The 15,458-nt window shown below is 55.1% G+C and carries 15 protein-coding genes and 1 other annotated feature; of the genes, 11 read left to right on the forward strand and 4 right to left on the reverse strand.

Going from position 1 to position 15,458, the window contains the following annotated elements; translation table 11 throughout:
• Positions 1-6: 6 nt before the first annotated feature.
• Positions 7-1,674 (reverse strand): energy-dependent translational throttle protein EttA, encoded by a 1,668-nt coding sequence (gene ettA, locus E3U32_RS16200; RefSeq protein WP_063143296.1) that lies wholly within the window; start codon positions 1,672-1,674, stop codon positions 7-9.
• Positions 1,675-1,902: 228 nt separating this feature from the next.
• Here ettA and sltY point away from each other — a divergent pair, with 228 nt between their 5' ends.
• The gene (sltY, locus tag E3U32_RS16205) at positions 1,903-3,840 is read left to right on the forward strand and encodes a murein transglycosylase (RefSeq protein WP_134349597.1); all 1,938 of its coding nucleotides are present in this window, start codon (positions 1,903-1,905) and stop codon (positions 3,838-3,840) included.
• 55 nt (positions 3,841-3,895) lie between these two features.
• The gene (trpR, locus tag E3U32_RS16210; protein WP_047346298.1) at positions 3,896-4,225 is read left to right on the forward strand and encodes a trp operon repressor; all 330 of its coding nucleotides are present in this window, start codon (positions 3,896-3,898) and stop codon (positions 4,223-4,225) included.
• Between the two features lie 27 nt (positions 4,226-4,252).
• Here the strand turns inward: trpR and yjjX are convergent, their stop codons facing one another.
• On the reverse strand, positions 4,253-4,768 hold the full coding sequence (gene yjjX / locus E3U32_RS16215) for an inosine/xanthosine triphosphatase (protein WP_134349598.1): 516 nt from the start codon (positions 4,766-4,768) through the stop codon (positions 4,253-4,255).
• A 49-nt stretch (positions 4,769-4,817) separates the two neighbouring features.
• On the opposite strand from yjjX, the gene gpmB reads away from it, so the two are divergent.
• Positions 4,818-5,465 carry a 2,3-diphosphoglycerate-dependent phosphoglycerate mutase GpmB gene (gene gpmB, locus E3U32_RS16220; protein WP_134349599.1) on the forward strand — a complete coding sequence of 216 codons (648 nt, stop codon included), beginning with the start codon at positions 4,818-4,820 and terminating at the stop codon, positions 5,463-5,465.
• Here the strand turns inward: gpmB and robA are convergent.
• Positions 5,462-6,331, reverse strand: coding sequence for an MDR efflux pump AcrAB transcriptional activator RobA (robA, locus tag E3U32_RS16225; RefSeq protein WP_025758049.1), 870 nt, complete (start codon positions 6,329-6,331; stop codon positions 5,462-5,464). The two genes, gpmB and robA, sit on opposite strands and share 4 nt — an antisense overlap.
• A 211-nt stretch (positions 6,332-6,542) precedes the next feature.
• Between robA and creA the strand changes: the two genes are divergently transcribed.
• Genes creA through creD form a run of 4 tightly spaced genes read left to right on the forward strand, consistent with a single transcriptional unit; the run spans position 6,543 to position 10,550 of the window.
• Entirely contained in the window at positions 6,543-7,013 is a 471-nt protein-coding gene (creA, locus tag E3U32_RS16230; protein WP_134349600.1) for a protein CreA, read from the forward strand.
• Positions 7,014-7,027: 14 nt separating this feature from the next.
• Positions 7,028-7,717 (forward strand): two-component system response regulator CreB, encoded by a 690-nt coding sequence (gene creB / locus E3U32_RS16235; RefSeq protein WP_134349601.1) that lies wholly within the window; start codon positions 7,028-7,030, stop codon positions 7,715-7,717.
• Positions 7,717-9,141 carry a two-component system sensor histidine kinase CreC gene (creC, locus tag E3U32_RS16240; protein ID WP_134349602.1) on the forward strand — a complete coding sequence of 475 codons (1,425 nt, stop codon included), beginning with the start codon at positions 7,717-7,719 and terminating at the stop codon, positions 9,139-9,141. Before creB ends, creC begins: the two co-directional genes overlap by 1 nt.
• A 56-nt stretch (positions 9,142-9,197) precedes the next feature.
• Positions 9,198-10,550, forward strand: a complete 1,353-nt coding sequence (creD, locus tag E3U32_RS16245) for a cell envelope integrity protein CreD (RefSeq protein WP_134349603.1) — start codon at positions 9,198-9,200, stop codon at positions 10,548-10,550.
• 46 nt (positions 10,551-10,596) lie between these two features.
• On the opposite strand, the gene arcA is transcribed toward creD, so the two are convergent.
• Positions 10,597-11,313 carry a two-component system response regulator ArcA gene (gene arcA, locus E3U32_RS16250; RefSeq protein WP_003856501.1) on the reverse strand — a complete coding sequence of 239 codons (717 nt, stop codon included), beginning with the start codon at positions 11,311-11,313 and terminating at the stop codon, positions 10,597-10,599.
• A 95-nt stretch (positions 11,314-11,408) separates the two neighbouring features.
• Here arcA and yjjY point away from each other — a divergent pair, with 95 nt between their 5' ends.
• The 4 genes from yjjY to thrA all read left to right on the forward strand — a co-directional run bounded on the left by yjjY (position 11,409) and on the right by thrA (position 15,458).
• Positions 11,409-11,549, forward strand: coding sequence for a protein YjjY (yjjY, locus tag E3U32_RS16255; protein ID WP_085928893.1), 141 nt, complete (start codon positions 11,409-11,411; stop codon positions 11,547-11,549).
• A 399-nt stretch (positions 11,550-11,948) separates the two neighbouring features.
• On the forward strand, positions 11,949-12,635 hold the full coding sequence (locus E3U32_RS16260) for a tRNA/rRNA methyltransferase (protein ID WP_134349604.1): 687 nt from the start codon (positions 11,949-11,951) through the stop codon (positions 12,633-12,635).
• A gap of 211 nt (positions 12,636-12,846) precedes the next feature.
• Positions 12,847-12,915: a thr operon leader peptide gene (thrL, locus tag E3U32_RS16265; RefSeq protein WP_015572623.1), complete on the forward strand. Its 69-nt coding sequence runs from the start codon at positions 12,847-12,849 to the stop codon at positions 12,913-12,915.
• Positions 12,854-12,971 (forward strand) — a sequence feature (Thr leader region). Its footprint overlaps the gene before it by 62 nt.
• 24 nt (positions 12,972-12,995) lie before the next feature.
• Positions 12,996-15,458, forward strand: coding sequence for a bifunctional aspartate kinase/homoserine dehydrogenase I (thrA, locus tag E3U32_RS16270; protein WP_134349605.1), 2,463 nt, complete (start codon positions 12,996-12,998; stop codon positions 15,456-15,458).

Consider the following 15,458-nt stretch of genomic DNA (forward strand, 5'->3'; position numbering starts at 1 on the left):
TGGCACTTACTTAGCAATACGCTTGTACTTAATACGCTTCGGCTCCAGCGCGTCTGCGCCCAGCGTGCGTTTCTTGTACTCTTCGTATTCGGTGAAGTTACCTTCGAAGAACTCCACTTTACCTTCGTCCTGGTAGTCCAGAATGTGGGTCGCGATACGGTCGAGGAACCAGCGGTCGTGCGAGATAACCATCGCACAGCCCGGGAACTCCAGCAGGGCGTTTTCCAGCGCGCGCAGGGTTTCGATATCCAGGTCGTTGGTTGGTTCATCGAGCAGCAGTACGTTACCGCCCACCTGCAGCAGCTTCGCCAGGTGCAGACGACCACGCTCACCGCCGGACAGCTCGCCCACGCGTTTGCCCTGGTCGGTGCCTTTGAAGTTAAAGCGGCCAACATAGGCGCGGCTTGGCATCTCGGTGTTGCCGATACGCATGATATCCAGACCGCCGGAAACTTCTTCCCACACGGTTTTGCTGTTATCCATCGCGTCACGGAACTGGTCAACGGACGCCAGCTTCACGGTTTCACCCAGGGTGATAGAACCGCTGTCTGGCTGCTCCTGACCGGACATCATGCGGAACAGGGTCGATTTACCCGCGCCGTTCGGACCGATGATGCCAACGATAGCGCCTTTCGGTACGGAGAAGGTCAGGTCGTCGATCAGCAGACGGTCGCCGTAGGACTTACGCAGGTTGGTCACTTCAACCACTTTATCCCCCAGACGTGCTCCAGGTGGAATAAACAGTTCGTTGGTTTCGTTACGTTTCTGGTATTCGGTGTTGTTAAGCTCTTCGAAGCGTGCCAGACGGGCTTTGCCCTTAGACTGACGGCCTTTCGCGCCCTGACGAACCCACTCCAGCTCTTTCTCGATAGACTTACGACGCGCCGCTTCCTGAGACGCTTCCTGCGCCAGACGCTGATCTTTCTGCTCCAGCCAGGAGGAGTAGTTGCCTTCCCATGGAATACCTTCGCCGCGGTCCAGCTCCAGGATCCAGCCAGCGACGTTGTCGAGGAAGTAACGGTCGTGGGTAATCGCCACCACGGTGCCTTCGAAGTCGTGCAGGAAGCGCTCCAGCCACGCCACGGATTCTGCATCCAGGTGGTTAGTGGGTTCGTCGAGCAGCAGCATGTCTGGTTTTTCCAGCAGCAGGCGGCACAGCGCCACGCGACGGCGTTCACCACCGGAGAGCTTCTCAACTTTTGCATCCCAGTCCGGCAGACGCAGGGCATCCGCCGCGCGCTCCAGCTGCACGTTCAGATTGTGACCATCATGCGCCTGGATAATCTCTTCATACTTGCCCTGTTGCGCGGCAAGCTTGTCGAAATCCGCATCCGGCTCGGCGTATTTGGCATACACTTCATCCAGACCTTTCAGCGCGTTAACCACTTCGGATACCGCTTCTTCGACGGACTCACGCACGGTGTGTTCCGGGTTCAGCTGAGGTTCCTGCGGCAGGTAGCCAATCTTGATACCTGGTTGCGGACGGGCTTCACCTTCGATGTCTGTATCAATGCCGGCCATGATGCGCAGCAGGGTGGACTTACCGGCACCGTTGAGACCCAGAACACCGATTTTTGCGCCCGGGAAGAAGCTCAGCGAGATATTTTTAAGAATATGACGTTTCGGCGGGACCACTTTGCCGACACGATGCATGGTATAAACGAATTGAGCCACGTTGGACTTCGCCTCTTTTATCGTGATGAGTATGGAATTTCAGCCTCGAAGTGTAGCCTTTTTCACGGCCTAATCCCAGCCAGGAACGTCGGGAGTGTTAAAACGCGCAAGAAAGGTAAAAAAGTGTCCATGACGTGGCGCGTTGCAGGATGCCTGGTTAGCATAAGTTAATTAAGCTTTGATGTGGCAAGACGCTGCAATTGATGAAAAAACAATGAGGAAGAGCTTGTGGAAAAAGCCAAACGGGTGGTCTGGCGTCTGCTGGCTGCCAGCATATGCGTAATGGCGGTAAGCCAGGCGGTGCATGCCGATTCACTGGATGAACAACGTAACCGCTACGCCCAAATTAAACAGGCGTGGGACAACAAGCAGATGGATACCGTACAGGCGCTGATGTCGACGCTGAAGGACTATCCGCTGTATCCGTATCTGGAGTATCGCCAGATCACGGACGATCTCATGAACCAACCCACCGTCACCGTGAATAATTTCATTCAGGCGAACCCAACTCTGCCGCCGGCACGGAATCTGCAGTCTCGTTTCGTTAACGAACTGGCGCGTCGTGAAGACTGGCGCGGACTGCTGGCGTTTAGCCCTGAAAAGCCAAACGCCACCGAAGCCCAGTGTAACTATTACTATGCGAAATGGGCCACCGGTCAGCAGGAAGAGGCCTGGGCCGGGGCGAAAGAGCTCTGGCTCACCGGGAAAAGCCAGCCAAACGCCTGTGATTCCCTGTTTGGCGCATGGCGTGCTTCCGGCAAGCAAGACCCGCTGGCCTACCTTGAGCGCATCCGTCTGGCGATGAAAGCCGGCAACACGCGGCTGGTAACCACGCTGGCGGGGCAAATGCCGTCCGATTACCAGACGATCTCCACCGCGGTTATCTCGCTGGCTAACGATCCGAACAGCGTGCTGACCTTTGCCCGCAGTACGGGGGCGACCGATTTTACCCGCCAGATGGCGGCGGTGGCCTTTGCCAGCGTGGCGCGTGACGATGTGGAAAACGCGCGGCTGATGATCCCGCAACTGGTGCAGGCGCAGCAGCTCAATGAGGAGCAAACCCAGGAGCTGCGCGACATTGTGGCGTGGCGATTGATGGGCACCGATGTGACCGATGAACAGGCGCGCTGGCGTGACGATGCCATTATGCGTTCAAACTCCACCTCGCTGGTGGAACGCCGCGTGCGAATGGCGCTGGGTACGGGCGATCGCCGTGGGCTCAATACCTGGCTCGCGCGGTTGCCTATGGAAGCCAAAGAGAAGGACGAATGGCGCTACTGGCAGGCCGACCTGCTGATGGAGCGCGGTCGTGATGATGAAGCCAAAGAGATCCTCCATACGCTGATGCAGCAGCGCGGGTTCTACCCGATGGCGGCCGCACAGCGCCTGGGCGAGGAGTACACCTTCCGCATTGATAAAGCGCCCGCGAACGCGAACCCGGCGCTGACCCAGGGGCCAGAAATGGCACGCGTTCGCGAGCTAATGTACTGGAACATGGACAACACCGCGCGCAGCGAGTGGGCGAATCTGGTGACCAGCCGCACCACCGACGAGAAAGCCCAGCTTGCCCGCTATGCGTTTGATAATCACTGGTGGGATCTGAGCGTGCAGGCAACGATCGCCGGTAAGCTGTGGGATCATCTCGAAGAGCGTTTCCCGCTGGCTTATAAAGATCTTTTCGATCGCTACACCAGCGGCAAAGATATCCCGCAAAGTTACGCGATGGCGATTGCCCGTCAGGAAAGTGCGTGGAACCCGAAAGTCCGTTCTCCGGTGGGGGCCAGCGGTCTGATGCAGATCATGCCGGGTACGGCGACGCACACGGTGAAGATGTTTAATATTCCTGGGTACAGCAGCCCGTCACAGCTGCTGGATCCAGATACCAACATCAACATCGGTACCAGCTATCTCCAGTACGTGTATCAGCAGTTCGGCAATAACCGCATCTTCTCTTCGGCGGCGTATAACGCGGGTCCTGGGCGCGTGCGTACCTGGCTTGGCAACAGCGCCGGGCGCATCGATGCCGTGGCGTTTGTCGAGAGCATCCCCTTCTCGGAAACGCGCGGATACGTGAAAAACGTGCTGGCGTATGATGCCTACTATCGCTACTTCATGGGGCAGAAAGATACCCTGATGAGCGATGCCGAGTGGCAGAGACGTTACTGATCGGCGTGGGTTGTGTTATGCTGTACTCGCTAATGAGTACAAGAGGCAGCATAACATGACCCAGCATTCCCCGTATTCCTCGGCAATGGCCGAACAACGTCATCAGGAGTGGCTTCGTTTTGTGGAGTTGCTTCGCCAGTCTTACGATCAGGATTTGCATTTACCCCTGATGCAGCTGATGCTCACGCCGGATGAGCGTGAGGCGCTCGGCACACGCGTGCGGATCATTGAAGAGTTGCTGCGCGGTGAGATGAGCCAGCGCGAGCTGAAAAATGAGCTCGGCGCGGGTATCGCAACGATTACCCGTGGGTCGAACAGCCTGAAGTCGGCACCGGTTGAGCTGCGCCAGTGGCTGGAAGCGGTATTGCTGAAAAACGCCGGATAACGGCTTCGCCCGATCCTGCCTACACGCTTACCGATAAATCGCGTTATGGAACGGGCTTAACGCCAGGATCACCGCCTGGTGATAAACACCAGAACGCGTCAGCGCGCCTGCGGTAAAGACGCCAATGGCCCCTTCTTTACGGCCAATCTCATCAATGCCGGTGTACTGCGACATCACCGGCCCGAGCGCTTCACCCGCACGGACTTTTTCCAGAATGATCTCCGGCAGCGGCAGGGTGGCCGAACGCGCTTCACCACGCTGTTCGCGGCTTTCGATCACCACCCAGCTAAAGGTGGCGCCTTCGTCGATACCGGCTTCAATGGCTACCCAAAAGTCAGCATCCGGTGCGGCAACCCTGGCATTTGTCACGCGATTTCGTGCGCCAGCGCGCGTTTCCTCACTGCCAAACGGCTGTTCAGGAACGCCACTCTCGACGCCGATGGCCTCAATATGGCAGGATCCTGCGCCGAAGATCTCTTCAAATGCCCTTAGAATTGCCTGAATTTTGGCAGGATTAGTGGTAGCAGAGACAACATGGTGCATAATTAAGCTCGATTCAAAAAAACTCATCGCAGTATAACGGAAAAAAAGCATGTTACAGGTATACCTTGTTCGCCACGGTGAAACGCAGTGGAACGCCGAGCGACGTATTCAAGGCCAGTCAGACAGTCCTCTCACTGAGAAGGGTGTGCAGCAAGCGTGGCAGGTGGCAGAGCGTGCCAGAACGCTGGGCATTACCCACGTCATTACCAGCGATTTAGGTCGCACACAGCAGACGGCGCGCATCATCGCAGACGCCTGCGGCTGTGACGTCGTGCTTGAGCCGCGCCTGCGCGAGCTGGATATGGGCGTGCTGGAAAAACGCCATATCGATACGCTGACGGAAACGGAAGAGGGCTGGCGTCGCACGCTGGTGAACGGCACCGAAGATGGCCGTATCCCTGAGGGAGAATCCATGCAGGAGCTCAGCGTACGCATGCATGCTGCCCTGGCTGAGTGTCTGAAGCTTCCGGCAGGAAGCCGTCCGCTGCTGGTGAGTCACGGGATTGCGTTGGGTTGCCTGGTGAGCACCATTCTGGGGTTACCGGCTTATGCTGAGCGTCGTTTGCGTCTGCGCAACTGCTCCATTTCCCGGATTGATTACCAGGAGAGCGCGTGGCTGGCGTCGGGCTGGGTAGTGGAGATGGCAGGGGACATTTCGCATCTCGATGCCCCTGCGCTTGACGAACTGCAGCGTTAACGACGTATTGGAATCAAGAATTCCATACGCAGATTGATTGGGCCTTCTTCCGGTTTAGCGTCCTGCGCCGGGTAGTAGCGCTCAATGTCCTGACCTTTACGGCGATTCAGATTCAGCATCGGCATGCAGGTCCCGTAAACGGTCAGGATGAACTCTTGAACCCCCGTTCCCAGCCCTTCATAGGCGAACATGACGTACTCGCCGCCTTCCAGCACGACAGGCTTCGAACCCTGAATGTAGCCATTGGCCATATCTGGCGTCAGCGCGGTGGTGTAGAACACCTCCTGCTCGTCGTCTTTTTCCTGGCTCGGGTGCGTTTCGTTGAGGCCATACAGAATCGGCGGGATCGCCGGCGCGTGGCTCAGGAAGTCGCGCCAGAACTGGACGCGCATCTGATGACGGAATTCAGAAATCTGCTCCAGGGAGCACGAGTAACTCTGCGTCGTGCCGATCAGATGGGTTTCAGGCAACGTGACAATTTCGTATTTCGGCATCGCGAACTCGCCCAGACGCAGCGGCGGACGCATGCCAAACGAGCTCCAGTCTGGCGAGCGACGATAAAGCGCTGGCGTCAACGAGAACTGTTTTTTAAAGGCGCGGGTGAAGGTCTGCTGCGAATCGAAACGATATTGCAGGGCAATATCCAGAATCGGTCGCGCGGTCAGGCGCAATGCCACCGCAGATTTTGACAGACGACGTGCGCGGATATAGGCCCCGATAGCATGACCGGTGACATCCTTGAACATCCTTTGCAGATGCCACTTGGAATAGCCTGCTTTAGCCGCCACATTATCCAGTGACAAAGGCTGGTCGAGATGACCTTCCAGCCAGGTGAGCAGGTCGCGAATAATTCCAGCCTGATCCATATACTATCCTCATCCTTAAAACAGCAGGTGCCTGATAACAGGTTAGCGGATAATAGCATTTTTTGATGTTTTAGCATTCAGTGTTTTTTTTGCGCATTCATGCTTTTTAGAGCACATTACAGGCAGATATATTCTAATCCTGTGATCTTGCTACATTTTTGTCTAAAGTGTTGAATAATCGCTCAGTGTAATTTTAAAGAATGGTAACAATATGAAATACAAGACTTTGATCTTCACCGCATTGATGTTGATGGTCGCGCGCGTCGCGCAGGCGGAACAGATTGGTTCCGTCGATACCGTGTTCAAAATGTTCGGCCCGGACCACAAAATTGTGGTGGAAGCGTTTGACGATCCGGACGTGAAAAACGTCACCTGCTATGTCAGTCGCGCGAAAACGGGCGGTATCAAAGGCGGCCTGGGGCTGGCGGAAGATACCTCCGATGCGGCGATCTCCTGCCAGCAGGTGGGCCCGGTTGAATTGAGCGATAAAATTAAAAACGGTAAAGCGCAGGGCGACGTGGTGTTCCAGAAACGGACCTCGCTGGTATTCAAAAAGCTGCAGGTTGTGCGTTTCTACGATGCGAAACGCAATACGCTGGCTTACCTGGCCTATTCCGACAAAGTGGTGGAAGGCTCACCGAAAAACGCGATCAGCGCGGTGCCGATTATGCCGTGGCATTAATTCAGGGATGAACCATGCAACAACCTGTGGTCTGGCTGGTTGAAGACGAAATCAGTATCGCCGATACGCTTATCTACATGCTCCAGCAGGAGGGGTTTGCAGTAAAGGCGTTTGAACGGGGTTTGCCGGTGCTGGAGGAGGCGAGTCGGCAGGCTCCGGCGCTCGCCATTCTGGATGTCGGGCTGCCGGACATCAGTGGGTTTGAGCTCTGTCGCCGGCTGCTGGCGCAGCATCCCTCGCTGCCGGTGCTGTTTCTGACGGCGCGCAGTGATGAGGTGGACAAGCTGCTTGGCCTCGAAATGGGGGCCGATGACTACGTTGCTAAACCTTTCTCCCCCCGCGAAGTCTGTGCGCGGGTGCGGACAATTTTACGGCGTATGCAAAAATCCGCCGCACCATCAGAAACGTTGCGCATCGGCCAGTTTGAACTTAACGAACCTGCCGCGCGAATCAACTGGTGCGGTGAAGCATTACCGCTCACGCGCTATGAGTTTTTGCTGCTCAAAACCTTACTGCAGGCTCCTGGACGGGTGTTCTCCCGTCAGCAGTTAATGGACAAGGTGTGGGGCGAAGACGGCGACAGTTTCGATCGTACCGTGGACACCCATATCAAAACCCTGCGCGCCAAGCTGCGGGCGGTGAACGAGGAACTGTCACCCATCAGCACCCATCGCGGTATGGGCTATAGCCTGGGGCTTTATTAATGCGCATTGGGATGCGTTTGCTGCTGGGGTATTTCCTGATCGTGGCCATCGCCGCGTGGTTCGTGCTGTCGATCTTTGTTCAGGAAGTGAAGCCCGGCGTGCGCAGAGCAACCGAGGGCACGTTAATCGATACCGCGACCCTGTTGGCCGAAATTGGACGTGACGATTTGCTTTCGGGTAATGCGCAGCAGGGCAAGCTGGCACAGGCCTTTTCTCAGCTTCATCAGCGCCCTTTCCGCGCCAATATCGGCGGGATTCATAAAGTGCGTAACGAGTATCACGTCTACATGACCGATGCACAGGGCAGGGTTGTGTTTGATTCCACCGGTCTGGCCGTGGGGAAAGATTACTCGCGCTGGAACGATGTCTGGCTGACGCTTCGCGGTGAATACGGCGCGCGCAGCACCCAGAGCCATCACGACGATCCGGAGAGCACGGTGATGTATGTTGCCGCGCCGGTTGTGGAGCAGGGCAAGATTATCGGCGTGCTGTCGGTCGGGAAACCTAACAGCGCGATGGCACCGGTTATCCATCGCAGCGAGCGAAGGATCCTGTGGGCAGGCGGAGCGCTGCTCGGCATTGCCCTGCTGATCGGTCTTCTCGTCGCCTGGTGGATCAATCGTTCTATCAGTACGTTATCGCGCTATGCCGACTCGGTGACCACGGATACGCCTCTCCCGCTGCCTAATCCAGGCAGCAGCGAACTGCACAAGCTGGCGCAGGCGCTGGAGAATATGCGCATTCGCCTGGAGGGGAAAAACTATATTGAGCATTATGTCCATGCGCTTACCCACGAGCTGAAAAGCCCGATCGCGGCCATTCGCGGTGCGGCAGAAATTCTCTCCGAACAGCCACCGCCGCAGGTAGCCACGCGGTTTATCGATAATATTCTGGTGCAAAACGCACGTATGCAGTCGCTGGTTGAAAAGCTGCTCACTCAGGCGCGGCTTGAAAATCGGGTCGAGATTACGCCTGAGGTCGTCAGCGTCGACTCGCTGTTCACACGGCTTGCCGACGCGCGAGCGGCACTGCTGGCAGCGAAAGAGATTGTACTGACCCTTGAGCCGACTTCGCTTAATGTTGCGGGCGATCCCGACCTTCTCGATCAGGCGCTAGGCAACTTGCTGGATAACGCTATCGATTTCACACCGCAGGGCGGGGCCATCACACTCGCGGCTCGGGAAGATCGCAAGCAGGTACAGCTGATCGTCACCGACAGCGGCAGCGGGATCCCGGATTATGCGCGGGATCGTATTTTTGAACGTTTCTATTCCCTTCCTCGTGAGAACGGGTTGAAGAGCAGTGGACTCGGGCTGGCGTTTGTCCAGGAGGTCGCGCGTTTGCATCAGGGAGAGATCGGTTTGCACAATCGTGATGAAGGGGGCGTGGTGGCCACGCTAACACTTCACCGTCCCTTCACATAACTTCAAACTGGCCCCACACGGCCCGGTTACGCTCTTCTCATCACAAAGGAGACGTAATGATGAAATCCCCCCTGTTCTGGAAAATTAGCACCCTGCTGGGGTGCATCCTGCTGCTGTTAGTCCCGCTTTTTATGGTCAGTAACCTGATATCAGAGCGGGAGAGCTACCGCAACGATGTCGAAAATACGCTGCGCCAAAGTACCAGCGGACCGCAAAAACTGGTCGGTCCGATGATTGCGATTCCGGTGACGGAGATCTTTTACAAGATAGAGGACGAGAAGAAGGTCGAATTTAAGAAAAGCTACATGCATTTCATTCTGCCGGAATCTCTGGTTGTTGAAGGGAACCAGCACGTTGAGTCGAGAAATATTGGCATCTATGACGGGCAAATCTGGAACACGGACCTGAAGATAAAAGCGCAGTTTAATACCGAAGAACTGAAGCAGTTGAGAGGGGAAACGATAACAACAGGGCAGCCGTTTATCGTGACGGGCGTTGGCGACGCGCGGGGTATTGGCACGGTCAGCATCTCTAAAATCAATGGTGAGACGCTAAGCGTGGAACCCGGTTCCGGTGTCTACGGGGCGCTTGCTGGGATCCACATCCCGCTGACCGACAAAGCGCTGGAAGCCAAAACGTTTCCACTTGAGATGTCACTCACTCTGGCGGGAACCGGCAGTTTTGCGGTGGTGCCGGTAGGGCGTAATAGCGAAATGACGCTCAACAGCAACTGGCCGCATCCGGGTTTTATGGGCGATTATCTCCCTGTTAAGCACCAGATAGGCGAGTCCGGTTTCCAGGCGAACTGGCAGAGCAGCTGGTTTGCAAATAACCTTGAGAGCTGGTTCTACGATAAGGAATCGCCGGAGTGGCAGGCGCTTCCGGCCTTCAGCGTGACGGTAGCGACGCCAGCCGACCAGTATCAACTGACGGACCGGGCAATTAAATACGCTATATTGCTGATTGCGCTGACGTTTATGGCCTTCTTTGTCTTTGAAACCTTAACCGGATTACGCCTTCACCCGATGCAATATCTGCTGGTGGGGCTGTCGCTGGTACTGTTCTATCTGGTGTTGCTGGCGCTGTCTGAACACGTTGGGTTTACCCCCGCCTGGATTATCGCAAGCCTTGTTGGGGCAGCGATGAACGGGATGTACCTGCAGGCGGTGTTGAAAAGCTGGAAGCGCAGCGGAATGTTTGTGCTGGCACTCCTCGGACTGGATGTCGTGATGTGGTTCCTGCTGCGTTCGGAGGACAGCGCATTGCTGCTGGGCTCGGCTGTTCTCGCCCTGGCGCTGTTCGCGGTGATGTACCTCACCCGTCATTTTGACTGGTACTCGCTCTCTCAGCCGAAGCGCCCTGAACCTGCTGCAGAGTCTGATAACGACACGATGCGGATCTGGAAATAAAAAAAACGGCGCATAAGCGCCGTTTTTTAATGCGTTAACTGCGGGATTACTCCTGCAGGTCACCGCAGAAACGATACCCTTCGCCGTGAATAGTGGCGATGATTTCCGGCGTATCAGGCGTAGATTCGAAGTGCTTACGAATACGACGGATGGTGACGTCTACGGTACGGTCGTGCGGTTTCAGCTCACGGCCGGTCATTTTCTTCAGCAGTTCTGCACGGGACTGAATTTTGCCCGGGTTTTCGCAGAAGTGCAGCATCGCGCGGAATTCACTGCGCGGCAGTTTATACTGCTCACCGTTCGGGCTAATCAGCGAACGGCTATTGATATCAAGTTCCCAGCCGTTGAATTTGTAGCTGTCTACGCTACGACGCTCTTCACTGACCGTACCCAGGTTCATTGTGCGGGACAGCAGGTTGCGTGCACGAATGGTTAACTCGCGAGGATTGAACGGCTTGGTGATGTAGTCATCCGCACCGATTTCCAGGCCAAGAATTTTATCAACTTCGTTGTCACGGCCCGTCAGGAACATTAACGCGACGTTCGCCTGCTCGCGCAGTTCGCGCGCCAGAAGAAGACCGTTTTTGCCCGGCAGGTTAATATCCATGATCACCAGGTTGATATCATTTTCAGAAAGGATCTGATGCATCTCTGCGCCATCGGTCGCTTCAAAGACATCGTAGCCTTCTGCTTCGAAAATGCTCTTTAACGTGTTGCGTGTTACCAACTCGTCTTCAACGATAAGAATGTGCGGGGTCTGCATGTTTGCTACCTAAATTGCCAACTAAATCGAAACAGGAAGTACAAAAGTCCCTGACCTGCCTGATGCATGTCGCAAATTAACATGATCGGCTTAACGTGACTAAAGTACGTAATTGCGTTCTTGATGCACTTTCCATCAACGTCAACAACATCATTAGCTTGGTCTTGGGTACTTTCCCTTTGGACCCGACAGTGTCAAAAACGGCTGTCATCCTAACCATTTTAACAGCAACATAACAGGCTAAGTGACACCAGACACCCAATAAAACTACGCTTCGTTGACATATATCAAGTTCAATTGTAGCACGTTAACAGTTTGATGAAATCATCGTAGCCGAATGCTAGCCTTTGTCACAATTTTTCAATAAACCAACTAGTTGCGGACATTGATTTATAAACGAAGTGAATCCAATCAGAATAGGGTATTCATGACGCTATTATCATTATAAAACATGGGGATAATAGTGTTCTGTTAACATTCTAACTGATTGTTCAGACAAGGAATAGTTTAGCGTTTTTAATTTGTTATGAAACGCTATTTCGGTGATTTGTGTTGCAATTTTGTAAATTCGCGCTGCGTAATATGTTGAAGCGCATCACATTTTTACCCGCTAACTGATTAAAAAGAGAGCATAAATGCATCTGTCGATTGTACTGGTCGCCCCAGCCAGAGCAGAAAATATAGGCGCTGCCGCGCGCGCCATGAAGACCATGGGATTTACCGATTTACGTATCGTGGACAGCACTGCCCACCTGGAGCCTGCGGCACGTTGGGTGGCGCACGGATCAGGTGATATTCTTGATAATATAACCACTTACGATACGCTCGCCGCTGCGTTACACGATATTTCCTTCACCGTCGCCACCACAGCGCGCAGCCGGGCAAAGTTCCACTATTATGCCACGCCAGCGGAGCTGGTGCCGATGCTGAGCGAGAAAAGCCAGTGGCTGGAGAAAGCAGCGCTGGTGTTTGGCCGTGAAGATTCCGGATTAACAAACGAAGAACTGGAGCTGGCTGACGTTCTTACCGGTGCGCCTATGGTGGCTGATTACCCGTCCCTGAATTTAGGCCAGGCGGTAATGGTTTACTGCTATCAATTAGCCTCCCTAATACAAATTCCCCAGCCTCAGGCAGAAGGGGCAAACGAAAATCAGCTGGCTGCGCTGCGCGCTCGTGTTGAGCATCTGTTATCCCAACTGGGAGTGGCGGACGATCAAAAAATGGCTGACTGGCTGCAGCAGCGTCTTGGGCGTCTTGAGCAGCGAGACACCGCAATGCTGCATCGTTTGCTGCACGATATTGAAAAAAAATTGGCCGAGTAAAATACTGCCATAAGTTTTTACTATGGCAGATAAGTCTGTCCGGAAGGGTTGCATTTGGGGGAATCGGATGAAAATAAATCTGCAAGCAGCGGGACGTGAGAGCCTCCCGAAATGTGATCAAATTAAAAATCCATTGACTTAAGGTGCCCGATCCTTTAACCCTAAAAGAATACAGCACAGACAGATAATAATGACAGAGTACACAACATCCATGAAACGCATCAGCATCACCACCATTACTACAACCATCATCATTACCACAGGTAACGATGCGGGCTGACGCGTACAGGAAAAACAAAAAAAAGCCCGCACCTGAACAGTGCGGGCTTTTTTTTCGGCTAAAGGAAACGAGGTAGAACCATGCGAGTGTTGAAGTTCGGCGGTACATCAGTGGCAAATGCAGAACGTTTTCTGCGTGTTGCCGATATCCTGGAGAGCAACGCCAGGCAGGGGCAGGTTGCAACCGTGCTCTCTGCCCCGGCGAAAATCACTAACCATCTGGTGGCAATGATTGAAAAAACCATCGGTGGCCAGGATGCACTCCCGAACATTAGCGACGCCGAGCGTATCTTCGCTGAGCTACTGCAGGGGCTGGCGGAGGCACAGCCTGGCTTCCCGCTTGCACAGTTGAAGTCCTTTGTAGAGCAAGAATTCGCGCAAATTAAACACGTTTTGCACGGTATCAGCCTGCTGGGTCAGTGCCCGGACAGCATTAACGCGGCATTGATCTGCCGGGGCGAAAAACTCTCTATCGCCATCATGGCCGGCGTGCTGGAAGCGCGCGGCCATAACGTGAGCGTGATCGATCCGGTTGAAAAACTGCTGGCGGTGGGCCACTACCTCGAATCCACCGTTGATATTACCGAATCAACCCGCCGCATTGCCGCAAGTAAAATCCCGTCTGACCACATGATCCTGATGGCGGGCTTCACCGCGGGCAACGAGAAAGGCGAACTGGTGGTGCTGGGCCGTAACGGCTCCGACTACTCCGCCGCCGTGCTGGCCGCCTGTTTACGCGCGGACTGTTGTGAGATCTGGACTGACGTTGACGGCGTCTATACCTGCGACCCGCGCCAGGTACCCGATGCCAGACTGCTGAAGTCGATGTCGTACCAGGAAGCGATGGAGCTCTCCTACTTCGGCGCCAAAGTGCTTCACCCGCGTACCATCTCCCCGATAGCCCAGTTCCAAATCCCTTGCCTGATTAAAAATACCGGTAACCCGCAGGCGCCGGGTACGCTGATTGGCGCCAGTACTGATGAGGACGGCCTGCCGGTGAAAGGCATTTCCAACCTGAACAACATGGCGATGTTCAGCGTCTCCGGCCCTGGGATGAAAGGGATGGTCGGCATGGCGGCTCGGGTGTTTGCGGCCATGTCCCGCAACGGAATTTCTGTGGTGCTGATCACCCAGTCCTCTTCCGAGTACAGCATCAGCTTCTGCGTGCCGCAGGGTGACTGTCTGCGCGCCCGTCGTGCGCTGGAAGAAGAGTTCTATCTGGAGCTGAAAGAAGAGCTGCTGGAGCCGCTCTCCATTCAGGAGCGTCTGGCGATTATCTCTGTGGTCGGCGACGGTATGCGCACGCTGCGCGGTATCTCCGCCAAGTTCTTTGCCGCGCTGGCGCGCGCCAATATCAATATCGTAGCAATTGCCCAGGGCTCGTCAGAGCGTTCAATTTCTGTTGTCGTGGACAACGATGACGCCACCACCGGCGTACGCGTGGTTCACCAGATGTTGTTCAACACCGATCAGGTCATTGAGCTGTTCCTGATTGGCGTCGGAGGCGTGGGCGGTGCGCTGCTGGAACAGGTGAAGCGTCAGCAGGCGTGGCTGAAGAAGAAACATATCGATCTGCGCGTCTGCGGGATTGCGAACTCAAAAGCGCTGCTGACCAACGTTCACGGGCTGAACCTGGAAAACTGGCAGGCCGAGATGAACGAGGCAAAAGAGCCGTTCAACCTGGGACGCCTGATCCGTCTGGTGAAAGAGTATCACCTGCTTAACCCGGTAATCGTTGACTGTACGTCGAACCAGGCGGTTGCCGACCAGTACGCGGACTTCCTGCGCGAAGGGTTCCACGTGGTGACGCCGAACAAAAAGGCCAACACCTCGTCGATGGATTACTATCACCAGTTACGTCTGGCGGCGAGCAAGTCGCGCCGCAAGTTCCTGTACGACACCAACGTGGGTGCTGGCCTGCCGGTTATTGAGAACCTGCAAAACCTGCTCAATGCGGGCGATGAACTGCAGCGTTTCTCCGGCATTCTCTCCGGCTCGCTGTCCTTTATCTTCGGCAAGCTGGATGAAGGCATGAGCCTGTCAGAAGCAACCCGCGCCGCGCGCGAGCTGGGCTATACCGAGCCGGATCCGCGTGACGATCTATCCGGTATGGACGTGGCGCGCAAGCTGCTGATCCTTGTACGTGAAACGGGCCGTGAGCTTGAGCTTTCCGATATTGTGATTGAGCCGGTACTGCCGGCAGAATTTGACAGCAGCGGTGATGTCAGCGCCTTTATGGCCAGGTTGCCGCAGCTTGACGACGTTTTTGCCGCGCGTGTTGCGAAAGCCCGTGATGAAGGTAAGGTATTGCGCTATGTTGGCAATATTGAAGAAGATGGTGTGTGCCGGGTGAAGATTGCCGAAGTCGATGGCAACGACCCGCTGTACAAAGTCAAAAACGGCGAAAACGCCCTCGCGTTTTACAGCCACTATTATCAGCCATTGCCGCTGGTGCTTCGCGGCTATGGCGCAGGGAACGATGTTACAGCGGCGGGTGTGTTTGCCGATCTGCTGCGTACCCTGTCATGGAAGTTAGGAGTTTAA

The sequence above is a fragment of the Lelliottia nimipressuralis genome (assembly GCF_004402045.1).
In the GTDB taxonomy this organism is placed as follows: domain Bacteria; phylum Pseudomonadota; class Gammaproteobacteria; order Enterobacterales; family Enterobacteriaceae; genus Enterobacter; species Enterobacter chinensis.

What these genes read in the sequence shown, in the direction of transcription:
- E3U32_RS16260 (WP_134349604.1), top strand. Translation starts at nt 11,949, where the DNA reads ATGCATCTGTCGATTGTACTGGTCGCCCCAGCCAGAGCAGAAAATATA.
- yjjX (WP_134349598.1), bottom strand. Translation starts at nt 4,768, where the DNA reads ATGCACCATGTTGTCTCTGCTACCACTAATCCTGCCAAAATTCAGGCA.
- robA (WP_025758049.1), bottom strand. Translation starts at nt 6,331, where the DNA reads ATGGATCAGGCTGGAATTATTCGCGACCTGCTCACCTGGCTGGAAGGT.
- gpmB (WP_134349599.1), top strand. Translation starts at nt 4,818, where the DNA reads ATGTTACAGGTATACCTTGTTCGCCACGGTGAAACGCAGTGGAACGCC.
- creD (WP_134349603.1), top strand. Translation starts at nt 9,198, where the DNA reads ATGATGAAATCCCCCCTGTTCTGGAAAATTAGCACCCTGCTGGGGTGC.
- creA (WP_134349600.1), top strand. Translation starts at nt 6,543, where the DNA reads ATGAAATACAAGACTTTGATCTTCACCGCATTGATGTTGATGGTCGCG.
- arcA (WP_003856501.1), bottom strand. Translation starts at nt 11,313, where the DNA reads ATGCAGACCCCGCACATTCTTATCGTTGAAGACGAGTTGGTAACACGC.
- trpR (WP_047346298.1), top strand. Translation starts at nt 3,896, where the DNA reads ATGACCCAGCATTCCCCGTATTCCTCGGCAATGGCCGAACAACGTCAT.
- thrA (WP_134349605.1), top strand. Translation starts at nt 12,996, where the DNA reads ATGCGAGTGTTGAAGTTCGGCGGTACATCAGTGGCAAATGCAGAACGT.
- creB (WP_134349601.1), top strand. Translation starts at nt 7,028, where the DNA reads ATGCAACAACCTGTGGTCTGGCTGGTTGAAGACGAAATCAGTATCGCC.
- creC (WP_134349602.1), top strand. Translation starts at nt 7,717, where the DNA reads ATGCGCATTGGGATGCGTTTGCTGCTGGGGTATTTCCTGATCGTGGCC.